The following is a 24,527-nucleotide window of genomic DNA, read 5'->3' as shown; positions in this document are numbered from 1 at the left end:
GGGGTAATGTCTCGGAGAGCGATATGCCTGTGAGTCATAAAGATGACTCACAGGCATATGCGTCGAAGGCGTTACTGCCGCGCGGCGAGGAGCATCGGCGCGGGGTGACACACCCAGCGCAGGCGGTCAGGGCACGCGGTCAGGGCACGCGGGTCTGGAGTACGCCGTTCTGGATCCGGGTGGGCAGGACCTGCTGGTCGTTGCCGGACGGCCCCTGCACGACCTCACCGCCGTTGAGCCGGAAGGCGCTGCCGTGCCACGGGCAGACCACGCAGGCGTGGCCGTCGATCTCCTGCACCTCACCCTCGCCGAGCGGCCCGCTCTGGTGCGGGCAGCGCTCCAACATCACGGTCACCTCGTCACCGTGCCGGTAGAGGATGACCGAGATGTCGTCGTCCACCTCTCGGGTGATCAGGGTGCGTTGCGGTAGCGTCGCCATGTCGGCCAGCGAGTGCCAGCCATCGGTCATCCGGTGCAGCTCGGAGACGCTCTGGTTGACCTGCGCCCCCTGCTTGTACGCCAGGTGACCCCCGATGTACGCGCCGAGGCTCACGGTGGAGAGCCCGAGGAAGCCGAGGGCGCGGCCCATTCCGTGGCGGCCGGACAGCCGAGCGGCCAACGAGCCGGCGTAGAGCGTCAGGCCGACGGTGTTGGCGGCGGCGTGCACCAGGCCGACCCGGCGCTGGTCGCGGGCGAGTGCCGCCCAGTCGTTCAGACCTGCGACCGCCGCTGGCAGCGCGCTGACGGTGCCCAGACCGACCAGCACGGTGGCGGGCCGACGCTGCCCGGGCATGAGGTCCAGCACCGCGGCGCTGATCCACGCGCCGACCGGCACCTGCACCATCGCCGGGTGCAGCGGATGCCCGAGGGTCACCCCGTGCAGCAGGTCGCGCAGCCGGCGTGGACGCAGCGCCCCCAGGACGATCTTCTGCAACCGGTCACCCGCGCGGTCCAGCCGGGAGTCCTGCTCAACTTTCGTCAAAAGTGCTCGCACGAGTACCGACTTCCCGGCGATCGCCGTCGCAAACCGGTCGGCGGTGACAAACCTGCCGCGCCACCCACGCCGTCGATCTTGCAGTTTCTGCTGGAATGATCCGGGGCACAAGCCGCGAACCGGCAACCGGAAGTGCAAGATCGACGGGGATTGTGGGGGTGGGGCCGGGCCGGCATGCTGGCGGGATGGGTGTGCGGGTGGAGCGGGTCGGGGCGGTCACCACTGTTGTGCTGGATCGGGCGGACGCTCGGAACGCCGTGGACGGTCCTACCGCTCGGGCGCTGGCCGACGCGTTCCGGGCCTTCGAGGCTGATCCGGACGCGGCGGTGGCAGTGCTCTGGGGCGCCGGTGGGACGTTCTGCGCCGGCGCCGACCTCAAGGCGATCGGCACACCGAGCGGCAACCGGGTCGAGCCGGAGGGGGACGGCCCGATGGGTCCGACCCGGATGACCCTCAGCAAACCGGTGATCGCGGCGATCTCCGGGTACGCGGTGGCCGGCGGACTTGAGCTGGCGCTCTGGTGTGACCTGCGGGTCGCCGAGTCCGACGCGACCTTCGGGGTGTTCTGCCGCCGCTGGGGAGTGCCGCTGATCGACGGTGGCACCGTCCGGCTGCCCCGGCTGATCGGCGAGAGTCGGGCCATGGACCTGATCCTCACCGGTCGCCCGGTGCCGGCCGACGAGGCGTACACGATGGGGTTGGTCAATCGGTTGGTGCCAGCCGGCCAGGCGCGGGCCGCGGCCGAGGAGTTGGCGGCGGCGATCGCCCGGCATCCGCAGACCTGCCTGCGCAACGACCGGGCGGCGCTGCTGGCCGGCGCGGGGCGGCCAGAGCCGGAGGCGCTGGCGACCGAGTTGGCGTACGGGATGGACTCACTGGCCACGGACGCGGCGGCCGGCGCGGCCCGGTTCGCCGCGGGCGAGGGCCGACACGGCGCGACGCCGCCGGGAGGGGTGCACCCCCCGGCGGCGTCGGCTACCGGCTAGCTCAGTTGCGGTTGATGGTGAAGGTTGTCGTGGGGTTCTGGATGTCCACCGCGTTGTTGCTCAACCGGAGGTTGTTGAAGGTGACCGACCCGACGGCCGGCCCCTGCCCGGCTTCCGGCATCGGGTTCGCCCAGATGGCGAAGCCGGACTTCGCGTCGTAGGCGTCCCCGCTCTTGCGGGCACCGCTGATCGAGACGTTCGTGAATACCGTGTCGGTGATCGGGTTCTGCGGCTGCCCGCCGACGTAGTTGGTCTGGAACATGATGCCGCTGTAGGTCGGATCGATGATGTCGACATCGCTGACCCGGATGCCCTGGAACACCTTCGAGGCGGAGAAGACCCAGATCGCCGGGAAGGTCTGCCCACCCCAGAAGTGCCCACCGGCCCGCACGATCGAGATGTTCTCGAACCGGGTCGGCGGGTTGGCACCGAAGCCGTTCATCGGGTAGCCGAAGTCGAGCGAGCTGATGGTGATGCCCGAGTAGACCAGGGTGTCCGCGATGTAGATGTTGCGGAACGTGTTGCCGTAGCCGCCGTACACGGCGACACCCGCGGCCCGCCAGGTCAGGGTCGAGGTCAGGTTCTCGTAGATGTTGTCCTTCATGTCGGCGCCGCCCGCGTCGATCGCCGAGAACAGCGCGAAGCTGTCGTCGCCGGTGGCCCGGGCGTCGTTGTTGCTGACCAGGTTGTTGGTGCTGCCGTTGGTCATGTTGATGCCGTCGGCGAACATGTTCCGGATCCGGGAGTTCTTGATCGTCATGTAGTCGGTGTTCGCGCCCCAGTAGAGGCACACCATGTGCTCGTTCCAGATGTTGTCGATCACGATGTTCGACACGTTGGCGAAGTCGAACACCTTGCCCGGACCGTCGATCCGCGAGGTGTAGTTGCCGAAGTAGGCGAAGTTCTTGAAGGAAGAGTTCGCCGCCGAGTTCTCCGCCCGGAAGCCGATGTCGGTGTTGTCCTGGCCCGACGGAGCGTTGAACCGGGTGTACCAGGGGCCGGCGCCGGTCACCTGGACCGCCTTGCCGTACACCTGGAACTTCGACGAGGTGGAGTAGTTACCGGCCGGCAGGTACACCCCGACCAGGTTGCCGGTGGTGTCCATCCGCACCCGGTCCAGGGCGTTCTGCACGTCCTGGTGGGTGAAGCCGGTCGGCGTGGTGTAGCGGGCCGGGTCCGGGTTGGCGATCGGCGCCACCTGCTCGGTGTTGATGAAGTCGATCGCGTACGTGGTGGTGTTGGCCGGGTCCTTCTGGAGGCGGATCTTGCTGCCGGCCGGAACCGTGGAGTTGAGCATGACGTTGGCTTCGTCGTAGATGTGCCGCGGTCCGCCCGCGCTCGGCGAGTTGCCCGGGCTGGCCTCGTTGCCGTAGAGCCAGGCGTACCGGGACGTCAGGTCGATGGCCTTGTGGAACGTGCCGTTGACGTAGACGTTCAGCGTCGAGTTGATCCCACCGCCGCCCGGTGCGTCCGGGATGGAGAAGCGGGTGACCAGCGTGTTGGTGCTGGCCCGGGTGGTGAACTCGACGTAGCTGCCCGTCGAGTTCAGGGTCACCGCGCGCCGACCGGACGCCTCGCCGGCCAGGTCGCCGATCTCCCGGTTCGGTCCGACGACTGTGCCGCCGCCGCCGATCACGCCGTCCTCGGCCTCGTACATGTCGTACGGCATGTTGGCGCCGCGACCGACGAAGAGCGGCCGGTCACTGGTGTTGTTGGCCTGCTTCACCGGCAGCTCGTTGCCGTCCACGGCGAGCACCACCCGGACGGTGTACTTGCCGTTCGCGGCGGTCCAGGTGCCCAGGCTGATCGGGCCGACAGTGGCGCCGGCGTTGATCACGCCGGAGTGCGAGCCGGTCAGGGTACGGACCACGGTGCCGGACTCGTTGAGCACGGTCAGGGTGATGCCGTGCGCACCGGAGGCGGAAGCCTGGTTGCCGGCGTTGCGGATGGAAACGGAGAAGGTCACCGTGTTGCCCGCTGACGGGTTGCCCGGCGACCAGGCGACCGCCGAGGCGACCAGGTCGGAGCTGGCGACCGCGGCGACGACCAACGGGCTGGGGTTGGTGTAGCTGTTGTTGGTGTCGTCCTGCTCGACGACGGTGTTCGACTCGTCGACCTTGGCGCTGAGCGGGTAGCTGCCCGAGTCCCGGGTGCCGATGCTGGCGCTGACAGTGGTCGAGGCACCGGCCGCGAGACCGCCGACCGAGGCCGTGCCCACCCGGGTGGAGCCCAGGTAGAAGTTGACGTTGGTCGCGCCGGAGGCCGCCGAGCCCGCGTTACGCACCGTCGCGGAGAGCGTGATGGTACTCGTCTCCACCGGTGCGGACGGGCTGAACGACATGCCGGTCACGGTCAGGTCCGGGTTCGGCGCCGGGGTGCCGAAGACCTGGAACTCGGCCACCTGACCGGCCGGAGCGCCGGTGTTCGAGGCGATCGAGAGCCGTACGTCGGCCGCCGCGCCGGAGACCGGGATGGTCACCGTGTTGCCGCTGCCCGGGTTGAAGGCGTAGTTCGCCGCGCCGACCAGGGTGGTGAAGCTCGACGAGCCCTGGTCCCGGCCGAGCACCGCGATGTTCTGGGTACGCGCGCCCCACGCCGAGTCCGGGTTGAGCTTCACGACGACCTGGCTGAGGCTGGCGTTCGCGCCGAGCTGCACTGTCAGCGTGCTCGGGTTGCCGTTGCCCTCCCAGTAGGTGGCCACGTTGTTGTCGTTGGCGTTGGTGGCCACGAACGTGTGCACGAACCCGGAGGCGCTGATCGGCTTGCCGATCGCCAGGTTGGAACCGGTCGGCGGGTTGCCGGTGCCGGTGCGGGTCACTGTGTTGCTGTTGGCCGACTGGTTGCCGGCCGCGTCCTTGGCCCGCACGTAGTACGACACCGTGGCAGTGGTCGGCTGGCTGTCGGTGTACGTGAGCGTCGAACCGTTGACGCTGCCACGCAGCGCGCCGTTGGCGTAGACGTCGTAGCCGGTCACCCCGACGTTGTCGGTCGACGCCGACCAGGCGAGCCGGATCTGCCCGCTGACCGGCTGGGTGTAGGCCAGGTTGCCCGGCACGCTGGGTGCCTGGGTGTCGGTGCTGCCGGTGGCGCCGTACACCTCGACCTCGGACAGTTGGGCGGCCGGCCAACCGGTGTTGCCGGTGACCTGCACGCGTACGTAGCGGGTGCTGGCGGCGGTGAAGCTGACGGTCGCGGTGTTGCCGCTGCTCGGGTTGAAGGTGTAGCCGGCGGACGCCTTCAGGGTGGTGAAGGACGAGCCGTTTGTCGAACCCGACACCGACAGCGTCTGGGTACGGGTCTGCCAGTCCGACGCGGGTGGCAGCTTGAGCACCACCCGGTCCACGCTGACGGTGGCGCCCAGGTCCGCCTGGATCCACTGCGGGAACGCGTTGTTGGCGCTCTCCCAGTAGGTCGACGCGTTGCCGTCGTTGGCGTTGCCCGCCACGTAGTTCTGGTTGTGGCTGCTGGCGGTCATGGTGGCGGAGAGCCCGGCGAGCATTGCCACGCGGGCGGCGGCCGCTGACGGGTCGGCCGCCGGTGCCGCGCTCGCCATCGGGGTGACGACCGGGGCGGTGGCGAGGAGCATCCCGGCGAGCGCGCCGGCGAGCATCCGACGGCGGCCGGTTCGGGCGGTGCGGGGGACGGTGGTGGGCGCGCCGGATGGCGGCGTGCCTCGTCTGGTGCCGGTCCTGGACATGGGGTCGCTACACCTCTTTCGGGGGTGGGTGTGGGTGCGTTGCCCGGCGACGGGTGCAGGGGTACGCCCGTCGTTCCGCGACAGTTGGGGGCTAGCTGGAGTAGATCTCGAACTCGCTGAGCTGGCCGGCTGGCCAGCCGCTGTTGCCGGTGACGGTCAGCCGCAGGTACCGCTGGGTGGTCGCCGTGAAGGTCACGGTGACCGTGTTGCCGCTGGCCGGGTTGAAGCTGTAGCCGGCGGACGCCTTCAGCGTGCTGAACGTCGAGCCGTTCGTGGAGCCGAGCACCGCCAGCGTCTGCGTACGCGTCTGCCAGGCCGACGAGGGTGGGAGCTTCAGCACGACCCGGGACACCGACCGGTCGGCGCCCAGGTCCACTGTCAACGACTGCGGGAACGCGTTGTTGGCGCTCTCCCAGTAGGTGTTCGCGTTGCCGTCCACCGCGTTGGGAGCGGCGTACACGTCGGAGTGGCTGGTCTCGGTGATCGACCGTCCGGCCGCCAGGTTGCCGCTGGTCGGCGGCGGGGTGGTCGGCGGCGGGGTGGTCGGCGGCGGGGTGGTCGGCGGCGGGGTGGTCTGGGTGCCGCCGTACACCTCGACCTCGGAGAGTTGGGCGGCCGGCCAGCCGGTGTTGCCGGTGACTGTGACCCGGATGTAGCGGCGGTCACCGGAGGGCAGCCCGATCAACACCGTGTTGCCCGTACCGGGGGCGAAGACCCGACCGGCGGACGACGCCAGTGTGGTGTACGACGAGCCGTCGGTGGAGCCGAGCACCGACAGGGTCTGGGTGCGTTGCTCCCAACCGCTGGGCAGCTTGAGCGCCACCCGGTCGACCGACCGGGAAGCGCCCAGGTCGATGGTGACCGACTGGGGGAAGGCGTTGTTGGCGCTCTCCCAGTACGTCGACGCGTTGCCGTCCACCACGTTGGCGGCCGTGTAGCTCTGGTTGGTGCTGGTCGCTGTCGTCGACCGGCCCAGCGCCAGGTTCCCGCTGGTCGGGGGCGGGGTGGTGGGCGGTGGGGTGGTGGGCGGCGGGGTGGTGGGCGGTGGGGTCGTCGGTGGCGGCGAGGTGGGTCCGCCGCCCCACTGGGGGTTCGGCCACGGGCCGCAGTACGGGGTCGGGGTGTACCAGCCGGAGTTGCCGGAGCCCTGGGTGATCTGGAAGCCGGCGCCCACGCAGTTGTGCATGGGGTTGCTCTGCGCGATGTTTGTGGCCCGCACGTTGGTGAACGACACCTGGCTGTTCGCCTGCACCTGGAGCGCGTACGTGCCGGCGCCGTCGATCCGTACGTTGTTGAGGTTGATCCCGTTGGTCTGGCCCTCGATCCAGTGCAGCGCCGCGTACGAGCTGTCCAGGATGTCGGTGTCGGTGATGTTGATGGTGGGGTTCTGGAACGCCTCGTTGAGCGCGGAGAACCAGATCGCCCCGACACCGAAGTTCCAGTTGTAGTCCGAGTTGCCGTTACGGATCAACGTGTTCCGGGCGATCGTCCAGGTGCCCTGGACTCCGGTGGCGCCCTGCACGCCGGGATAGCGGTTCGCGACGTGGATGCCGCCGCCGTTGGTCAGCGAGTCGGCAGTCACGTTGTCGGTGATCTTGATGTCCCGACCGCCGTAGCTGACCAGGTGGTTCGCCAGCAGGGTCACCCCGATGGTGTTGCGGGTGAAGGAGTTGTTGACGTTCGGCACGCTCTGCGCCCACATCGCCAACGCGTCGTCGCCGGTGTTGCGGACGAACGTGTTGGTCACCGTCGAGTTGGTGACGCCGGTGTGGAAGTTCACCCCGTCCGCGGTCTGGTCCAGGATCCGGCTGTTGCGGATGGTGAAGTTGTCCATCGGGCCGTCCATCCACGCCCCGACCTTGGTGTTCTCCAGCCAGAGGTTGTCCACCACCGAGTCGGTCATCGCCCCGCCCAGGGCGTTGACCTGGTCGTCGTCGACCCGTTCGCGGATGTCGCCGATGATGGCGAAGTCCCGCAGTGTGACGTTGCGGCTGGGCCCGTTCGCCTCGTGGGCGCGGACCGGGCCGGTGTAGCCGCCACCGGGGACGTACTTGCCGTAGATGCCGACGGACCGGTGTCGCTCGGTGGGGTGCCGGCCGCCGAGCACCGAATACCAGGGCCCCGCGCCGCGCAGGGTCACCCCGTCGACCACCACGTGATCCCAGAGGGTGAAGGTGCCGGTCGGGATCCAGACCGCCCGGCCCTGGGCCTTGCCGGCGTCGACCGCCGCCTGGAACTTCGCCGTCGAGTCGGTCGCGCCGCTCGGGTCGGCACCGAAGTCGGTGACCACGTCGAGCACACCGGAGGGCTTCGTGATCGCCGGGGCGACCAGCTCGAAGTCGGCCAGGTCGATGGTGAACGTGGGCGACTGCGCGGTCGAGGAGACCTGGAACCGGATTTTCGTCCCGGCCGGCTGGGTGCTGCCGAACAGCGCCCGGGTCTCGTCGTAGAAGTGGTGCGGGTTGGTGTCGCCCGGGTTGTTGTTGAACGGGTATCCGCCGTAGTACCAGCCGTACCTCGACGTCACCGGGACCGACCTCAGCAGCGCCCCGTTGGCCCGCAGGTCGATGGCGGCGTCCCGGCCGGTGCCGGCCGGGCTGTCCGGCAGGCTGTAGCGGAAGGTGACAGCGTTGGCCGGGGCGGTGAGGGTGAACTCGACGTACTCGCCGACGGCGTCGAGGGTGACCGCCTCCCGGCCGGACGCCTCGGACGGCAGCGTGCCGTAGCGCCGGTCCGGGCCGATCTTCGTGCCGTTGTGGGCGGTCTCCTCCGCCTCCTGCTCGACGAACGGAACGGTGGCGCCCCGGTTGGGGATGTCGAAGGGGGACAACCCCGCCGCCGAGGCCGGGGTCGCGGTGCCGGTGACCGCGAGGACGGTGACCGAGGTGGCGGCGAGCAGGGTGGCGGCGATGGCGGCCGACAGTGCCCGGGCCGGGTGTCGAAGGTGGTGCGGGGTGCCGGTGGTGTGGTTGGCCATGAGCTGCGCTCTCCCTTTCGTCAGGCAGGCCAGATCCCCCCGTGTCGGTGCGGTGTCGCGCGTCCCCTCGGTTCTCCCTTCTTGGGTGGCGTGGCGGGCGGGGCGGGCCCGCGGGCACCACGGCGTGCGGAGTCAGGTCAGGCCGGGCCGTCCGCCCCGAGCGGCCCGTCGGTGGATTCGGCGGTACGCAGCCAGACCGCGATGTCGGACGGCAGCAACCCGTCGTCGAGCGGCCCGCTGGCCAGCAGCAACTCCCCCTGAGCTGGCATCGGCACCGGCGCGGCGGACAGGTTGACCAGGCAGGTGAAGCCACCGCCGCGGCTGAACGCCAGCACCCCGTCCGGGGCGGGCAACCAGGTCAGCTCACCGTCACCGAGCGAAGGGTCGGCCTTTCGGGCCTGGATCGCCGCCCGGTACAGCTCCAGCATCGAGGCCGAGTCGCCGGTCTGCGCGCTGGCTGTCCGGTCCTTCCAGTCGGCCGGCTGCGGCAGCCAGGGCGCCGCGGCACCCTCGGGGCTGAACTCGAACGGCGGCTCGTCCCCGGCCCACGGCAGCGGTACGCGGCAGCCGTCCCGACCGGGGTCGATCCGGCCGGACCGCTCCCACATGGGGTCCTGCCGCATCGCGTACGGGATGTCCTCGACCTCGTAGAGGCCCAGCTCCTCGCCCTGGTAGACGTAGGCCGCACCGGGCAGCGACAACGAGAGCAGCGCGGCGGCGCGGGCCCGGCGGGTGCCCAGCTCCAGGTCGGTGGGGGTGCCCTCGCGTTTGGCGGCGAAGCTGAACCGGGTGTCCGCGCGACCGTAGCGGGTGACGTGCCGGGTGACGTCGTGGTTCGAGAGCACCCAGGTGGCCGGCGCGTTGACCGGCGCGTGCGCGCTCAGCGTCCCGTCGATGCTCTCCCGCAGCGCCGCGGCGTCCCAGGCGCAGCCGAGGAAGTCGAAGTTGAACGCGGCGTGCAGCTCGTCCGGGCGCAGGTAGTTGGCGAACCGCTGCCGGTCCGGCAGCCACACCTCACCGATCAGCGCCCGGTCGGCGTACTCGTCGGCGACCCGACGCCAGCCCCGGTAGATGTCGTGCACCCCGTCGAGGTCGTGGAACGGGTGCGGCTGGTCCTCGCGGACCTCGGGCAGCGTCCCGTCCTTGACCAGGAGCCCGGCCGAGTCGATCCGGATGCCGTCCACGCCCCTGTCGAACCAGAACCGCAGGATGTCCTCGAACTCCTCCCGCACCCGGGGGTGGTCCCAGTTGAAGTCCGGCTGCTGGGGGGCGAACAGGTGCAGGTACCAGTCGCCGGGGGTGCCGTCCGGGTTGGTGGTGCGGGTCCAGGTCTCGCCGCCGAACTCGCCGACCCAGTCGGTGGGTCGTTCGTCGCCGTTGGGACCACGGCCGGGTCGGAACCAGAAAAGGTCCCGTTCTGGCGCGCCGGGGCCCCCGGCGAGCGCGGCCTGGAACCAGGGGTGGGCGTCGGAGCAGTGGTTGGGCACCACGTCGACGATGGTCCGGATGCCCAGCGCGTGCGCCTCCGCGATCAGCGCCTCGACCTCGGCCAGGGTGCCGAAGACCGGGTCGATGTCGCGGTAGTCGGAGACGTCGTAGCCGGCGTCGGCCATCGGGGACGGGTACCAGGGGCTGAACCAGATCGCGTCGACGCCGAGCGCGGACAGGTGGTTCAGCCGGGACCGGATGCCGGCGATGTCGCCGATGCCGTCGCCGTTACCGTCGGCGAAGCTCCGGGGATACACCTGGTAGATCACGGCTCCACGCCACCACGGACTTCTGTCAGCTGTGGACACGAGCACCTGCTTTCTGCGTCAGTACGTCGGCGGGTTCGCCGGACCTGGTTATGTGTCGGGCGAACGGTCGTTGTTCGCCGCGCGGGAGGACCGGTGGTCGCTATCCCTTGATGCTGCCCGTGGTCAGACCGGACATGATGTTCCGCTGGAAGATCAGGAAGATGATGACGGTCGGGATCGCGGCGATGACCGACGCGGCGATCACCACGTTCATCGGCGTGCCACCCGCGAAGGCGTAGATGCCGACGCTGACCGTCCGGGTCTCGGGCGACGGCATGACCAGCTTCGGCCAGAGGAAGTCCTTCCAGACCGCCGTCACGGCGAAGATGGAGACGACGCCGAGGATGGGACGCGACAGCGGCAGGATGATCGACCAGAGCGTGCGCAGCGACGTCGCCCCGTCCATCAGGGCTGCCGCCATCAGCTCCTCGGGGATCGAGTCGAAGAACCGCTTCAACAGGAAGATGTTGAACGCGTTGGCGACCAGGGGCAACCAGATCGCGAACGGTGAGTCCAGCAGGTTGATGTGCACGATCGGCAGGTCGATCACCGTCACGTACTGCGGAACGATGAGGACCATCGCCGGGATCATCAGCGTCCCCAGCATCAGGGCGAGGATCACGTTGCCGAAGATCGGTCGAAGCTTTGACAGCGAGTACGCGGCGGCGGTGTCGAAGACCAGTTGGAACAGCACCGCGCCGATCGCGTAGTAGAAGGTGTTGAAGAGCAGCTTGGCGAGGGCCAGGTTGTTCCACGCGTCGATGTAGTTCTGCGGCTGCGGATCCTTCGGGAACAGCGACGGTGGGGTCTGCGCGATCTCCTGGCCGGACTTGAGCGCGCCGGTGACCATCCAGTAGAGCGGCCCGAGGAAGACGAGCGTGAACCCCGCCACCACCACCACCAGCAGCGTCCAGTAGATGACCCGGCCGCGCCCCCGGCTGAGCTGGGATTGGGAGATGAGGGTCCGGGTTCCGGAATCCTGTGCCATTCCTCGCCGTCCTAGTCCTGTTTCGCAGTCAGCCGCACGTACACGGCGGAGAAGCCGGCCAGCACCACGAGCATGATCACGCCCAGGGCGGCGGCGCCGTTGAGGTCGTTCTGGAAGAACCCGTGCTGGTAGATGAGGTACGCCACCGAGGTCGCCGAGTCCTCCGCGCCCGCACCGTTGGCGAGGATCAGTGGCTCGATGAAGAGCTGCATGGTGGCGACGATCTGCAACATCGCCAGGAGCGCGAGGATCAACCGGGTCTGCGGGATCGTCACGTGGACGATCCGGCGCCAGATCCCGGCGCCGTCGAGCTCGGCGGCCTCGTACAGCTCACCGGGGATGTTCTGCAACGACGCCAGGTAGATCAGCACCGCGCCGCCCATGTTCATCCAGGTCGATGCGAGCACCATCGCCGGCATCGTCATCTCGGGTGACTGCATCCACTGCGAGGTGGGCAGGTGCAGCGCCTTGAGGATCGCGTTGAAGAGCCCGGCCTCGCTCGGGTCGTACGCGTAGAACTTGAAGAGGAACAGCGCGGAGGCCGGCGGCAGCATCACCGGCAGGTAGACCAGGATCCGCAGGTACCCCTTGGCGTGGCGGAACTCGTTGAGCAGGATCGCCACGAAGAACGGCACCACGTACCCGAGGGCCAGCGCCAGGACGGTGAAGTAGAAGGTGTTCTGCCAGGCCGTCCAGAAGCTGGGGTCGGCGATGATGCGGGAGTAGTTGTCCCAGCCCACCCAGGTGGTCTCGCCGCGCCGGGTCCGCTGGAAGCTCATGATGATGCCGCGGACCATCGGGTACCAGGAGAAGACGACGAAGCAGAGCACCGCTCCGATCAGGAACGCGTGACCGGTGAGGTTGTCCCGTACCTTCCGGCCGAGGCTGGTGCGCTGCGGCCTCGCCGAGTACGGCGACGGCGGGCGGCCCGGTTTCCTGGGGGTCTCCGGGACGGTGGTGATCGCCAAGGCAACTCCTGGGTGAGTCGGTGACGTCGAGATGTGGCGCGAGTGGCGTGGGGGTCGGGTCGGCGTCCCGACCCCCACACGATCGGTCAGCTCTCGGCGGCGAGGAGCTGGTTGACCTTCTCCTCGGCGGTCTTGAGCAGTGCGTCGATGTTCGAGTTCGGGTTGGTCAGCACACCCGACATCGCGGCGTCGAGCACCGCGTAGACGGCCTGGGCGTTGCGCGGCTCACCCTTGATCGGAACCGGGGTCGCCTCGAAGAGCGCGAAGTTCGCCGTGTCGACGTTCGCGTTCGCCTTACGCAGCTCCAGCTCCTGCTTCTGGGCGTCACTGCCGTTGGCGAAGAGCAGCGGCTGGGGCAGACCCACCGGGTAGTTCTGCGGCTTGGCCCGCACGTAGTCGAACTGGCCCTTGCCCGGGGTGAGCTTCTGGTACGCGATCCACTTCAGACCGGCCTTGACCTGCTCGGGAGTGAGGTCCTTCTTGAAGAAGTAGCCCTCGCCACCACCGAGCGTCCCCTTCGCCGCGCCGTCCTGGCCGGGCAGCGGGGCCATCGCCCAGTCCTGGAACTTGCCCTGGAACTGGCTGACGATCGCCTGGGTGGCGTCCGGCGCGCCGATGAACATGCCGACCTTGCCCGCGCCGGCGTTCGTCAGCAGGTCGCCCCACTGGAGCAGCTGACGGGCGCCCATGCTGTTGTCGCCGTACCGCATGTCCTTGAGGTTCTGCAGGACCTGCTTGCCCATGGCGTTGTTGAAGTCGGCCTTCTTGCCGTCCTCGGTCAGCACCTGGCCACCCTGCGAGTAGAGCAGGGAGGTGAAGTGCCAGCCGCCGGTGTTGCCGGCGCTGTACTCCGAGTAGCCGGCGATGCCGTTGCCGAGCGCGGAGATCTTCTTGGCGGCGGCACGGACGTCGGCCCAGGTCTTGGGCGGGTTGTTCACGTCCAGCCCGGCCTGCTGGAACAGGGCCTTGTTGTAGACCAGGCCCATCGAGTAGTTCTTCACCGGAACGGCGTAGAGCTTGCCGCCGTCGGTGAAGACCTCCTTGAGCGCCGGGTCGACGCTGTCCCAGGTTGAGATCGCGTCCTTGTTGACGTGCGGGCCGATGTCCATCGCCTGACCGGAGTCGAGCACCTGCTGGAGATCGGTCATGTATCCGTAGAAGACGTCGGTCACGGTGCCGCCGGCGAGGCGGGCGGTGAAGTCCGGCGGGTTGTTGCACTGCTCGCCGACGCTGACGCTCTTGATGGTGATGTCCGGGTTCTGCTTCTGGAACTCGGCGACGTCGTCGTTCCAGTTCTTCAACAGCTCTTTCTGCGCGCCGACCGGCTGGCAGTCGACCGTGATGGTGACCTTGCCGTTGGCGTTCGAGCCCTTGTCGTCGCTCTTCGTGGAGCACGCCGTGAGGCTGAGCCCCAGGCCGGCCACGAGCGCAACCGCCGCAGCCTTTCGGTGTTGCGGTACGGACATCTGTCCATCCCTTCGGGAACGGGTGTCTCCAATGACCTTCGCTGATCTGCGGTGATACGACCTGACGCCCAGTAGCTGCGTCGGAGCCAGGTGTGAGTGGAGTCACTGTAGCGAGGCCGACTCATTTCGGCAAGGTATCGACCCTGTTCCGAAAGGACACGACGTGATGACGACAGATGTTGGCAAGCCGCTGAAAGCAGCCCGATTTGACGGCTATTGATCGCTTATGACCGGCCATTCGGACCGGTCGATGCTGACGATGGTGAGCAACGACGAAAACGGCCGCCGACCGCGAGAGGCGGTCGACGGCCGAAGCGTCGTTCGGTGTGGCGCCTAGCGGCCAGGGGCGGGCGCGGTGGAGCCCCGCACCACCAACTCCGGCTCGAACAGCAGCTCGTCCTGAAGGACACCGGCACCCTCGATCTGGGTGACCAGCAGATCCACGGCGGCCTGCCCCATCGTCTCGATCGGTTGCCGCACTGTGGTCAACGGCGGATCGGTGCACGTCATGAAGGCGGAGTCGTCGAAACCCACCACCGACACGTCGGCCGGAACCGAACGGCCCAGCCGGCGGGCCGCCCGAATCGTGCCCAGCGCGAGCACGTCGCTGGCGCAGATGATGCCGGTCACGCCCCGCTCGACCAACTTCGTCGCGGCGACCCGCGCACCCTCCATCGAGAAGCTGGAACGCTCGACGCACTCGGCGTCGCCCTCGTCCCAGCCGGCAGCCTGGACCATCGCGTCGAGCTTGCGCCGCGACGGCACATGCCCCTCCGGGCCGAGCACCATGCCGATCCGTTCGTGCCCGAGCGAGCGCAGGTGCCCGTACGCCTGCTCCACCGCCACCGCGTCGTCGGTGGAGACGCGGGGAAAACCCAGCTCGTCCACACCGGCGTTGACCAGCACGACCGGAAGCCCACGGTCGGTCAGCCGACGGTAGTGGTCGTGTCGGGCGTCGGCGAGCGCGTACGAGCCACCGGCGAAGATCACCCCGGAGACCTGGTGGTCGAGGAGCATCTCCACGTAGTCCATTTCGGAGACCCCACCGATGGTCCGGGCACAGAGCGCAGGGGTGTAGCCGCGCTGAGCGAGGGTGCCGGTGACGACCTCGGCCAGCGCCGGGAAGATCGGGTTCTGCAACTCGGGCAGCACCAGCCCGACCAGCCGGGCGCGTTCGCCGCGCAGCTTGGTCGGCCGCTCGTAACCGAGCACGTCCAGTGCCGTCAGCACGGCGGTGCGGGTCGCCTCGGAGACCCCGTCGCGGCCGTTGAGCACCCGGCTGACGGTGGCCTCGCTGACGCCCGCCTTCTTGGCAACTTCAGTCAACCGCTTGGTCACGGTCGCAATCGTACGTCACCTGGATGAAAGAAATGAACAGCAAATTGCCGGCGTTTGTCGGCGCACTGCTTGATCGTCACGCGGAGCCGGGGTCAGGACAGGTCGCGCAGGGCGGTTTCGATGGCCCGGTGAAAGGTCGGGTACGCGTAGATCATGTGCCGGAGCTGACTCAGCGGCACCGCCGCGTGCACCGCCACCACCAGCGCGGACAGCACCTCGCCACCGGCCGGGCCGGCCGAGGTGGCACCGATCAGCACGCCCTGGTCGGCGTCCGCCACGAGCTTGATGAAACCGTCGTCGCCGACCCGGTGGATCCAGCCGCGGGTGGAGCTGCTGAGCTTGGTGAAACCCACCTGCACGTTGATGCCGCGTTCGCGGGCCTGCTGTTCGGTGAGCCCGACCGCGCCGATCTCGGGATCGGTGAACGTCACCCGGGGCAGCGCGCGGTAGTCGGCTCGCGGAACGGTGCCGGCCGACCCGCTCGACCCGCTGGCGGCCAGCGAGCTGGATGCGCCCATCGCGCCGCCGACCACGCTGGAGGTGCCGCTGGCGTCCGCCCCCGCCTTCGCCTGCCGGGCACGGGCCAGGATGTCGGCGATCACGATCCCCGCCTGGTACATGGCGATGTGCGTGAAGGCGCCCTCGCCGGTGATGTCGCCGACCGCCCAGAGGTGGTCGGTGACGTGCAGACGGTCGTCGACCGGGAGGTAACGCTGGCTGGCGTCCAGGCCGATCGTGTCCAGGCCCAGCTCGCTCAGGTGTGCCTTGCGCCCGGTCACCACCAGCAGCCGGTCGGCGGTGAACTCCGCGCCGCCGCCACCGCGCAGTGTGAACCTGGTCCCGTCGTGTTCGACCCGTTCGGCGCGTACCCCGGTGTGGATCTCCACGCCGTCGGCGCGCAGCGCCGCGGCGGCGACCTCGGACGCCTCGGGTTCCTCGACGGCCAGCACCCGGTCGAGCGCCTCGACCACTGTGACCCGGACCCCGAAGCGGACGAAGACCTGCGCCAACTCCAGGCCGATCGCGCCGCCACCCAGCACGAGCAGCGACTCCGGCAGCTCCTCGACCTCGATCGCCTGGTGGTTGGTCCAGTACGGCGTGTCGGTCAGGCCGTCGATCGGCGGCACCGACGGACGCGTGCCGGTGCCCAGCACCACCCCGTGCCGGGCCTCGAACACCTGGTCACCGACGCGGACCCGGCGCGGACCGTCGAGCCTGCCGCTGCCCCGCACGAGCCGGCCGCCCTTGCCGACGAACCGCTCCGCCGCGACCGTGTCGTCCCAGGTGTCGGTGGCTTCCTCGCGGATCCGCTTCGCCACCGGCGCCCAGTCCGGCTGGACCTGCGCCGTTCCGGCGAGCCCGTCGACCCGGCGAGCCTCGGCGAGCGCGTTGGCGGCTCTGATCATCATCTTGCTCGGGATGCAGCCCCAGTACGGGCACTCCCCGCCGACGAGATCCCGTTCGACGCCGACGACGTTCAGGCCGGCCTCGGCAAGTCGCTCGGCCACCTCCTCGCCGCCGACCCCGAGCCCGACCACGACCACATCCACCAGCTCCGGATCCGCCACACCGAACAGCATCCCCCAGCGACACCACCCCAACCACCGGGGTCGGCGGAAAAGTCGGCGCGCGCACCGACCCGGACGCCTACCGTGGCCGGATGCACGCACGCTTCGCTCCGGTCCGGGACTGCTTCCACGACCTGCTCGCCTCCGGTCGGGAAACCGGCGCCGCAGTGACCATCTGGTACGACGGGCAGCCGGCCGTGGACCTGACCGGCGGCTCCCGCCGCGGCCACGGGCCGGGCGGCGAGCCGTGGCTGCCGGACACGCTGGTGAACGTCTACTCGGTCGGCAAGCCGGTGGCAGCGCTCTGCCTGTTGCTGCTCGTCGACCGGGGAACCGTCGATCTCGACGCACCCGTGGACCGGTACTGGCCGGAGTTCCGCACTCCCGCCACAGTGCGTCAGGTGTTGTCGCACACCGCCGGACTGCCGGCCTTTCCGGTGCCGCGACCGGCCGCCGCGATCGCCGACTGGGCGCTGCTCATCGGCGACCTGGCCGCCGCCGACCCCGAGTGGTCGCCGGGCTCGGTCGCCGGGGAACACGCCTGGACGTACGGGCACCTGGTGGGCGAGCTGGTCCGCCGCGTCGACGGACGGTCGGTGGGCCGGTTCCTGGCCGAGGAGATCGCCGACCGGTGGCAACTCGACCTCGGCTTCGGGTTGACCGAGGCGGACCAGTTGCGGTGCGCGGACCTGCGGTACGGCGACCCGCAGTGGCCGACCCGAATGCTCGGCGAGCCCGGCTCGCCACGGGCGCGGGCGATGGGCAACCCGGCCGGCGGGCTGGACCTGGCCGTGCTGAACAGCCCGATGTGGCGGGGCGCGGAGGTGCCAGCGGTCAACCTGCACGCCACAGCGTCCAGCCTGGCCCGGCTCTACGCCGGCCTCCTGGCCGGTGGTGTCCTGGACGGGGTTCGGCTGTTCAGCCCGGAGCTGGTGGCGGAGGCGATCCGGGTCCAGTACGACGGGCCGGACCTGGTGCTGGACCGCGACGCCCACTGGACCCTGGGCATGCAGTGGGAGCCGGACGGCAGCTGGGGCATGGGTGGCATCGGCGGCAGCAGCGCGTGGGCCGACCCCGAGCGCGGCTACATCTTCGCGTACGCCACTGCGCACCTCGCCGAGCACGACCGGGTGGACGAACTGGTCGAGGCGTTGCACTCGGTGCTCTGATCAGCGCAGCCAGACGGGGTCGGTGCCCGGTACCGAGAGGGGCGGTGGGTAGTCGAGCGTCTGGCGCAGGGCCTCGGGCAGCCGCCACGGTTGGTGGATGGCCTTGCCCTGCACCCCCGCCAGCTCCGGCACCCACCGACGCACGTAGTCGCCGTCCGGGTCGTACCGTTCGGCCTGCCGGACCGGGTTGAACCCCCGGTAGGGCTTCGTGTCGTTGCCGGTGCCGGCGACCCACTGCCAGTTGCCGGAGTTGTTCGCCACGTCCCCGTCGAGCAGCCAGCGGAAGAACACCGCCACTCCGGACCGCCAGTCCTGCCCGAGGTGTTTGGTCAGGTAGCCGGCGGTGATCAGCCGGGCCCGGTTGTGCATCCAGCCCTGTGCCAGCATCTGCCGCATCCCGGCGTCGACGATCGGCATTCCGGTGCGTCCCTCGGTCCAGGCCGCCAAGGCGTCGTCGTCGTAGCGCCACTGCTCGGTGGCGCCCCGCCGGTACGCCGTTGTCGAGATCTCCGGGAAGGCTGCGGTGACCTGGTAGTAGAAGTCCCGCCAGCAGAGCTGCCTGACGAACGGGCCGGACCGGTCGCCGGCGCGGTTCGCCACCGCCAGCGGCGAAACGCAGCCGAAGCGCAGGTACGGGCTGAGCCGGGACGTGTCGTCGCCGGCCATGTCGTCGTGCTGATCGCCGTACCGGGTCAGGTCGGGCAGCCAGTCGGTGAGCCGCTGCCGGGCGATCCGCTCACCACCGCTGGCCGCGTCGGGTGAGTCGCCGGCCGGCAGCGCCGGCAGCCGACCCACGCGTACCCGATCGGGCAGCGCGATCCGGCGCGGCGCGGCCAACTCCTCGCGCCACCGGTTCGCCGCCCAGGCCCTGTGGTACGGGCTGAACACCCGGTAGTGGTCGCCGCCGCCACCGGGCCGCAACGCGCCCGGCTCGACCACTGTCAACCCGGGAAACAGTCGCAGGTGCAGCCGGTGCCGCTCGCACTCGGCGCGTAGTCGCCGCTCCCGACGGACGGCGTAGTGGCTGACGTCGGCCGACAGCGCGACGGCGGTGGCCCCGATCTCGCCGGCCAGCCGGATCGTCTCGGCCGCCGGGTCGCCGTGCCGGACCACCAGGTCGCCACCACGCTCACGGAGTTGGTCGCGCAGGTCGGCGAGGGCCTGGTGCAGGAAGCGGGTGCGGTTGGCGGAGAGGTCGGCCAGCGCCGGGTCGAGCACGTACAGCGGCACCACCTGGTCGAAGGCCGCACAGGTGGTGGCCAGCGCCGGGTGGTCATGCACCCGCAGGTCGCGGGTGAGGAGCACGATCGCCGTGCTCGCGGTCACCGGCTCTCCGGCTGGATGGTCGGCCCGGGGATGACGACCGGGGTACCGGTCGGGCTGAGCAGGGCCCGCGCGGCCACCGCCATCCGTCGCCGCTGCGGCACCAGGGCCCGCCGGACGAAGACGTCGTAGTCCTGCGCGGCCACCTCGTCGAGGATGCCGCCGTAGAGGGCGTACGCGGTGCGCATGCAGGCCTGCGAGGCGGGCGCCAGCATGGTGATGCCTGGTGCTGCGGCGCCGTAGTGCGCCTGGGCGCGGGTCACCTCGTACTCGATCAGCTCGCGGATCCGGGCTGTGACGCGGCCCCGGGCGCGGGCCTCGACCAACTCCTCGCGGGTGACCCCGAACTTCGCCATGTCCTCGTCCGGCAGGTAGGTGCGGCCCCGGTCGAGGTCCTCGGCGACGTCCCGGATGAAGTTGGTGAGCTGGAAGGCGAAGCCGAGTTGTCGGGCCGGCTCCCGGGCCGCCACCGGGTCGGAGGTGCCCAGGATCGGGAGCATCATGGTGCCGATGACCGCCGCCGAGCCCTCCATGTAGTCGAGCAGGTGGTCGTAGGTCGGGTACGCGGTGACGGTCAGGTCCATCGCCATGCTCTTCAGAAACGACGCAAAGTCGTCCCGGTCGAGATCGAAGACGGCGATCGTGTGCAGCACTGCCGGCAACAGTGGGTCGTCGACCGGCGCACCGTGCAGACCGGCCACGAACTGGCTGGCCCAGTGGTCCAGCAGGGCGGCCCGCTCGGCCGGCGGCAGGTCCTCGGTGCGGTCGACGATCTCGTCCGCGTACCGCGTGAACCCGTAGAGGGCGTGCACATGTCGTCGTTTCCAAGCGGGGAGCAGGCGGGTGGCGAGATAGTAGGTGCGGCCGTGGCGTTTGTGCAGCTCACGGCACCGGTCATAGGCAGCGGTGAGATCAGTTTCCACCGGCCCTCCTCCATTTTTCGACGCACCAATCGACGCAACTCGTACCCTAGGGTACGCTCAGCCGCATGGCCAACGACGCAGTTGCGGGCAACGTGACCCGCGTGGCGCCGACAGGGCCGGGGGACGGGGACGATCCGGTCCGCGCCGTTCTGGCTGCTTATACCCACGATCTGGTCACGGCTGTCGACGAGACCCTGGACGCCTTCCTCACCGCCGAGGTCGACACCCTCAACGACATCGACTCGTCGATGGGCAGCTTCGCCGCCACCGCGCGGGAGGCCGTCCTGACCGGCGGCAAGCGGATCCGCTCCACGTTCGCCTACTGGGGGTGGCGCGGGGCCGTCGGTGGCACCGCGCCGCTACCACCCGTGCTGCCCGCGCTGGCCGCGCTGGAGTTGCTGCACACCTTCGCGCTGGTGCACGACGACGTGATGGACGCGTCCACCACCCGCCGCGGCCGGCCCACCGCGCACGTCGCGCTCGCCGAACAGCACGTCGCCGCCGGCCACCGAGGTGATCCCGGCCGGTTCGGGGAGGCCGTCGCCGTGCTCATCGGCGACCTCTGCATGGTCTGGGCCGACCAGTTGCTTTCCCACGCCTCGGTGCCGTCGACGCGACTCTTCGAGGTGCGCCGCTGCTACGACCAGATGCGGGTCGAGACGGTCGCCGGGCAGTATCTGGACGTGCTCGGCGAGAACGACCCGGAGAGCTGGTCGGTCGACCGGGCATTACGGGTGGCCCGCTACAAGACCGCCAGCTACACCGTCCAGCGACCACTGCTCTTCGGCGCCTGCCTGGCCGGGGTGCCCGCCGACGACCCGCTGGTCTCCGCGTACACCCGCTACGGCCTGGCTGTCGGCGAAGCGTTCCAGCTCCGCGACGACCTGCTCGGCGTCTACGGCGACCCGGCGGCGACCGGCAAGCCGGCCGGGGACGACCTCCGCACCGGCAAGCCGACCACGCTGCTCATGCTGGCCCGTGAGCTGGCCACGCCGGCACAGCTCACGGCGTTGGAGCGGGCCGCCGACGGATCGGTCGACACGCTCGCCGAACTGGTCGCCGAGACCGGCGCGGTGACCCGGGTGGAGCAGATGATCGCCGAGCGGGTCAGCGACGCGCTGGCCGCGCTCGACGCCGCGCCCGTGGACCAGACGGCGCGGACCGCGTTGACCGGGCTGGCCACCGCCGCTGCCAACCGGCGGGCCTGAAGAGCGACTTGAGCGAGGAGGTGGTCACGTGCGGACGGTGACAGGACGGACGGACCGGGTGGTGGTCGTCGGGGCCGGGCTGGGCGGGCTCGCCTGCGCGTTGCACCTGGCCGGTAGCGGTCGACAGGTGACGGTGCTGGAGCGCGAGCCGGTGCCCGGCGGGCGGGCCGGACGCCTCGGCGTGGACGGCTACGAGTTCGACACCGGCCCGACAGTGCTCACCATGCCCGACCTGATCGCCGAGGCGCTCGGCGCGGTCGGCGAGGAGCTGCACGACTGGCTGGACCTGACCCCGCTCGACCCCGCCTACCGGGCGTACTACCCGGACGGCTCGACCCTCGACGTGCTCACCGACACCACCCGGATGGCGGCCGAGATCTCCCGGGTCTGCGGGCCTCGGGAGGCCGACGGCTACCTTCGGTTCGTCGAGTACGCGCGGGAGCTGTGGCGGCTGGAGCGCACCGACTTCATCGAGCGCAACTTGGACGCGCCCACCGACCTGATCACCGGCAACCTGCTCAAGCTGCTCAGCGGCGGGGCCTTCCGACGCCTCCAAACGAAGATCAACCAGTTCTTCCGGGACCCGCGTACCCAGCGGATCTTCTCCTTCCAGGCGATGTACGCCGGCCTCGCGCCGCACGACGCGCTGGCCATCTACGCGGTCATCGCGTACCTCGACTCGGTGGCCGGGGTCTACTTCCCACGCGGCGGCATCCACGCGGTCTCCAGGGCGATGGCCGGCGCGGCCGAGAAGCACGGCGTGCAGATCCGGTACGACACCACCGTGACCCGGGTGGAGACCGTGAACGGCCGCGCCACCGGCGTGCTCACCGCCGACGGCGACCTGGTGCCGGCGGACGTGGTGGTGCTCAACCCCGACCTGCCGGTCGCCTACCGGGACCTGCTCCCCGCCGCGCCGCAGCGCCGGCTCACCTACTCGCCGTCCTGCGTCGTTCTGCACGTCGGCTCCCGACAGGCCTATGCGAAGATCGCCCATCACAACATCCATTTCGGACGCGCGTGGAAGGGCACCTTCGATGAGGTCATCCGACGGGGTGAGCTGATGACCGATCCGTCGCTGCTGGTGACCAACCCGAGCCGGACCGACCCCGCGGTGGCCCCGCCGGACCGACACACCTACTACGTGCTCGCCCCGGTGCCCAACCTGCACCGGGCGCCGTTCGAGTGGCGCGGTGACCTGACCCAGCGCTACACCGACCAGCTGATCGGCACCCTGGAGGAGCGCGGCTACGTCGGCTTCGGCGCCGGGGTCGAGGTGCTCCGGGCGATCACCCCCGCCGAGTGGGAGGAGCAGGGGATGGCCGCCGGCACCCCGTTCGCCGCCGCGCACACCCTCTTCCAGACCGGCCCGTTCCGCCCGTCCAACCTGCACCGCGACCTGCCGAACGTGGTCTTCGTCGGCTCCGGGACCCAACCCGGCGTCGGCGTACCGATGGTGCTCATCTCCGGCAAGCTCGCCGCCGGCCGGATCACCGGGGAAGGCCGATGAGCAGTCGTGAGAAGCACCTCGTCGAGCTCGTCGACGAGGCCGGCACTGCCCACGGCGAGACGACCGTCGCGGCCGCGCACCAACCACCGGGGCAGCTGCACCGGGCCTTCTCGGTGTTGCTGGTGGACCCGGACGGCCAGGTGCTGCTCCAGCGCCGAGCCGCCGTGAAGACCCGGTTCCCGCTGCGCTGGGCCAACTCCTGCTGCGGCCACCCCCAGCCTGGCGAGTCGCTCGCCGAGGCGGCCAACCGACGGCTGAGCGAGGAGCTGGGCGCGGGCCCGGTCGAGCTGACCGAGGTCGGCATCTACGTCTACTACGCCGAGGACCCGGCGACCGGTCGGGTCGAGTTCGAGTACGACCACGTACTGCGAGGCGAGTTCCTGCCCCACGCTCCGCTACTGCCCGACCCGGACGAGGTGGCTGAGCTGCGGTGGGCCGACCCCGCCGCGCTGGAGGCCGAGTTGAAGATCGATCCCCGGTCGTACGCGCCCTGGCTGGGCGGGGTGGTGAACCGCTTGCTACGCCCCGCGGAGTCCCGGTCGGGCGCAACCGGCCCGGCCATGACGCCGCCCGGATCGTCGGCGGATGACACGGCGGAGCGGTCGGGTGGTCGATGAGGCGCTGAGCGCGGGCGCTGTCGCACGTCGGTTGGGGGTCGCGGTGACGACCCTCCGCACCTGGCACCAGCGCTACGGGCTCGGGCCCAGCGAACACGTCCCCGGTCACCACCGCCGGTACACACCCACCGATCTGGCCCGTCTCGAGATCATGCGACGGCTCACCGCCGAGGGGGTGAGCCCCGCCGAGGCGGCCCGCTGGGCCCGCCAGGCACCGGCCCCGATGCCCAACGGCACCGGCGCCGTCGCTCCCGCCCGGATCCACCCGACCGGCCGTGACGGCGGCGGCTCCATCCCGGTCGGCCGTGCCGGTCCGGCGGCCCGCGGCCTGGCCCGGGCCGCCATGCGACTGGACGCGGCGGTGATCAGCGAGACGATCGCGCACGCCCTGGCCGCCGGCGGGGTCGTCGCCACCTGGGAGGGCCTGCTGCGCCCGGTGCTCGCCGGTATCGGCGAACGACACGCAGCCACCGCCGGCCTGATCGAGGTGGAACACCTGATGTCCCGCTGCGTCTCGGAGGCGCTCGCGGCGGCCAGTCGGGCCAACGTCCCCACCGGGCCGGCCCGGATCCTGCTCTCCTGCGCCGACGAGGAACAGCACACCCTGCCGCTGGAGGCGTTGGCGGCGGCTCTCGCGGAGGCCGGTGTCAGCTACCGGATGCTCGGCGCCCGGGTGCCGGTGGCTGCCCTCGTCGAGGCGGTCAACCGGACCGGACCGGCCGCCGTGGTGCTCTGGTCGCACACCCGGGCCACCGCCGACCCGACCCAACTCAGCGCGCTGCTCGCCGCCCCCCGGCGCCCGTTGCTGGTGCTCGCCGCCGGCCCCGGCTGGCGAGCCGACACGCTGCCCGCCGGGGTGGTGCGACCGGTCGACCTGGCCGAGGCGGTCTCGCTCTCCGCCGCCGTCCGCGACTCCCTGGACCAGTCGAGGCGTGATTGATCGCACTGTCGCCGAATCGCGGCGTGAACTACCGTCGGGCGGGTCCGCCTACCCCGACC

The 24,527-nt window shown here is 70.3% G+C and carries 17 protein-coding genes; 6 read left to right on the top strand and 11 right to left on the bottom strand.

The window, feature by feature from the left end:
• Positions 1-139: 139 nt before the first annotated feature.
• The gene (locus KBX08_RS15685) at positions 140-994 is read right to left on the bottom strand and encodes a DUF2231 domain-containing protein (protein WP_210784179.1); all 855 of its coding nucleotides are present in this window, start codon (positions 992-994) and stop codon (positions 140-142) included.
• A gap of 185 nt (positions 995-1,179) precedes the next feature.
• Here KBX08_RS15685 and KBX08_RS15680 point away from each other — a divergent pair, with 185 nt between their 5' ends.
• Positions 1,180-1,980 (top strand): crotonase/enoyl-CoA hydratase family protein, encoded by an 801-nt coding sequence (locus KBX08_RS15680; protein ID WP_210784178.1) that lies wholly within the window; start codon positions 1,180-1,182, stop codon positions 1,978-1,980.
• Position 1,981: 1 nt separating this feature from the next.
• On the opposite strand, the gene KBX08_RS15675 is transcribed toward KBX08_RS15680, so the two are convergent.
• From KBX08_RS15675 to KBX08_RS15640, 8 genes are all read right to left on the bottom strand, one after another.
• Positions 1,982-5,677, bottom strand: coding sequence for a discoidin domain-containing protein (locus KBX08_RS15675; RefSeq protein WP_210784177.1), 3,696 nt, complete (start codon positions 5,675-5,677; stop codon positions 1,982-1,984).
• A 91-nt stretch (positions 5,678-5,768) separates the two neighbouring features.
• Positions 5,769-8,654, bottom strand: coding sequence for a discoidin domain-containing protein (locus KBX08_RS15670; protein ID WP_210784176.1), 2,886 nt, complete (start codon positions 8,652-8,654; stop codon positions 5,769-5,771).
• Between the two features lie 137 nt (positions 8,655-8,791).
• On the bottom strand, positions 8,792-10,450 hold the full coding sequence (locus tag KBX08_RS15665; protein ID WP_210784175.1) for a glycoside hydrolase family 13 protein: 1,659 nt from the start codon (positions 10,448-10,450) through the stop codon (positions 8,792-8,794).
• 100 nt (positions 10,451-10,550) lie between these two features.
• Positions 10,551-11,438 carry a carbohydrate ABC transporter permease gene (locus tag KBX08_RS15660; RefSeq protein WP_112586245.1) on the bottom strand — a complete coding sequence of 296 codons (888 nt, stop codon included), beginning with the start codon at positions 11,436-11,438 and terminating at the stop codon, positions 10,551-10,553.
• Positions 11,439-11,449: 11 nt separating this feature from the next.
• Positions 11,450-12,406 (bottom strand): carbohydrate ABC transporter permease, encoded by a 957-nt coding sequence (locus KBX08_RS15655; protein ID WP_112586243.1) that lies wholly within the window; start codon positions 12,404-12,406, stop codon positions 11,450-11,452.
• 86 nt (positions 12,407-12,492) lie between these two features.
• Positions 12,493-13,872 (bottom strand): ABC transporter substrate-binding protein, encoded by a 1,380-nt coding sequence (locus KBX08_RS15650; protein ID WP_210784174.1) that lies wholly within the window; start codon positions 13,870-13,872, stop codon positions 12,493-12,495.
• A gap of 333 nt (positions 13,873-14,205) precedes the next feature.
• The gene (locus KBX08_RS15645; RefSeq protein WP_112677526.1) at positions 14,206-15,210 is read right to left on the bottom strand and encodes a LacI family DNA-binding transcriptional regulator; all 1,005 of its coding nucleotides are present in this window, start codon (positions 15,208-15,210) and stop codon (positions 14,206-14,208) included.
• A gap of 92 nt (positions 15,211-15,302) precedes the next feature.
• A complete protein-coding gene (locus KBX08_RS15640) occupies positions 15,303-16,790 on the bottom strand; it encodes an NAD(P)/FAD-dependent oxidoreductase (protein ID WP_210784173.1) in 1,488 nt (495 codons plus the stop codon).
• An 80-nt stretch (positions 16,791-16,870) separates the two neighbouring features.
• On the opposite strand from KBX08_RS15640, the gene KBX08_RS15635 reads away from it, so the two are divergent.
• On the top strand, positions 16,871-17,947 hold the full coding sequence (locus tag KBX08_RS15635) for a serine hydrolase (RefSeq protein WP_210784172.1): 1,077 nt from the start codon (positions 16,871-16,873) through the stop codon (positions 17,945-17,947).
• On the opposite strand, the gene KBX08_RS15630 is transcribed toward KBX08_RS15635, so the two are convergent.
• Both KBX08_RS15630 and KBX08_RS15625 read right to left on the bottom strand, forming a co-directional pair.
• Entirely contained in the window at positions 17,948-19,273 is a 1,326-nt protein-coding gene (locus tag KBX08_RS15630; protein ID WP_210784171.1) for a deoxyribodipyrimidine photo-lyase, read from the bottom strand. It abuts the gene before it with no gap.
• Positions 19,270-20,193, bottom strand: a complete 924-nt coding sequence (locus KBX08_RS15625; protein ID WP_210784170.1) for a phytoene/squalene synthase family protein — start codon at positions 20,191-20,193, stop codon at positions 19,270-19,272. The genes KBX08_RS15630 and KBX08_RS15625 overlap by 4 nt, the downstream gene beginning before the upstream one ends.
• A gap of 65 nt (positions 20,194-20,258) precedes the next feature.
• On the opposite strand from KBX08_RS15625, the gene KBX08_RS15620 reads away from it, so the two are divergent.
• From KBX08_RS15620 to KBX08_RS15605, 4 genes are read left to right on the top strand one after another with little or no spacing between them, the layout of a single operon-like run.
• A complete protein-coding gene (locus KBX08_RS15620; protein WP_210784169.1) occupies positions 20,259-21,401 on the top strand; it encodes a polyprenyl synthetase family protein in 1,143 nt (380 codons plus the stop codon).
• A 28-nt stretch (positions 21,402-21,429) separates the two neighbouring features.
• The gene (gene crtI / locus KBX08_RS15615) at positions 21,430-22,911 is read left to right on the top strand and encodes a phytoene desaturase family protein (protein ID WP_091395988.1); all 1,482 of its coding nucleotides are present in this window, start codon (positions 21,430-21,432) and stop codon (positions 22,909-22,911) included.
• On the top strand, positions 22,908-23,528 hold the full coding sequence (gene idi / locus KBX08_RS15610) for an isopentenyl-diphosphate Delta-isomerase (RefSeq protein WP_210784168.1): 621 nt from the start codon (positions 22,908-22,910) through the stop codon (positions 23,526-23,528). The genes crtI and idi overlap by 4 nt, the downstream gene beginning before the upstream one ends.
• Complete coding sequence (locus KBX08_RS15605; RefSeq protein ID WP_210784215.1) at positions 23,518-24,468, top strand: MerR family transcriptional regulator; 951 nt, start codon at positions 23,518-23,520, stop codon at positions 24,466-24,468. Before idi ends, KBX08_RS15605 begins: the two co-directional genes overlap by 11 nt.
• Positions 24,469-24,527: the final 59 nt, after the last annotated feature.

Source organism: Micromonospora sp. H61 (assembly GCF_018070325.1).
Taxonomy (GTDB): Bacteria; Actinomycetota; Actinomycetes; order Mycobacteriales; family Micromonosporaceae; genus Micromonospora; species Micromonospora salmantinae.
This window is presented reverse-complemented; position numbering and strand designations above follow the sequence as displayed.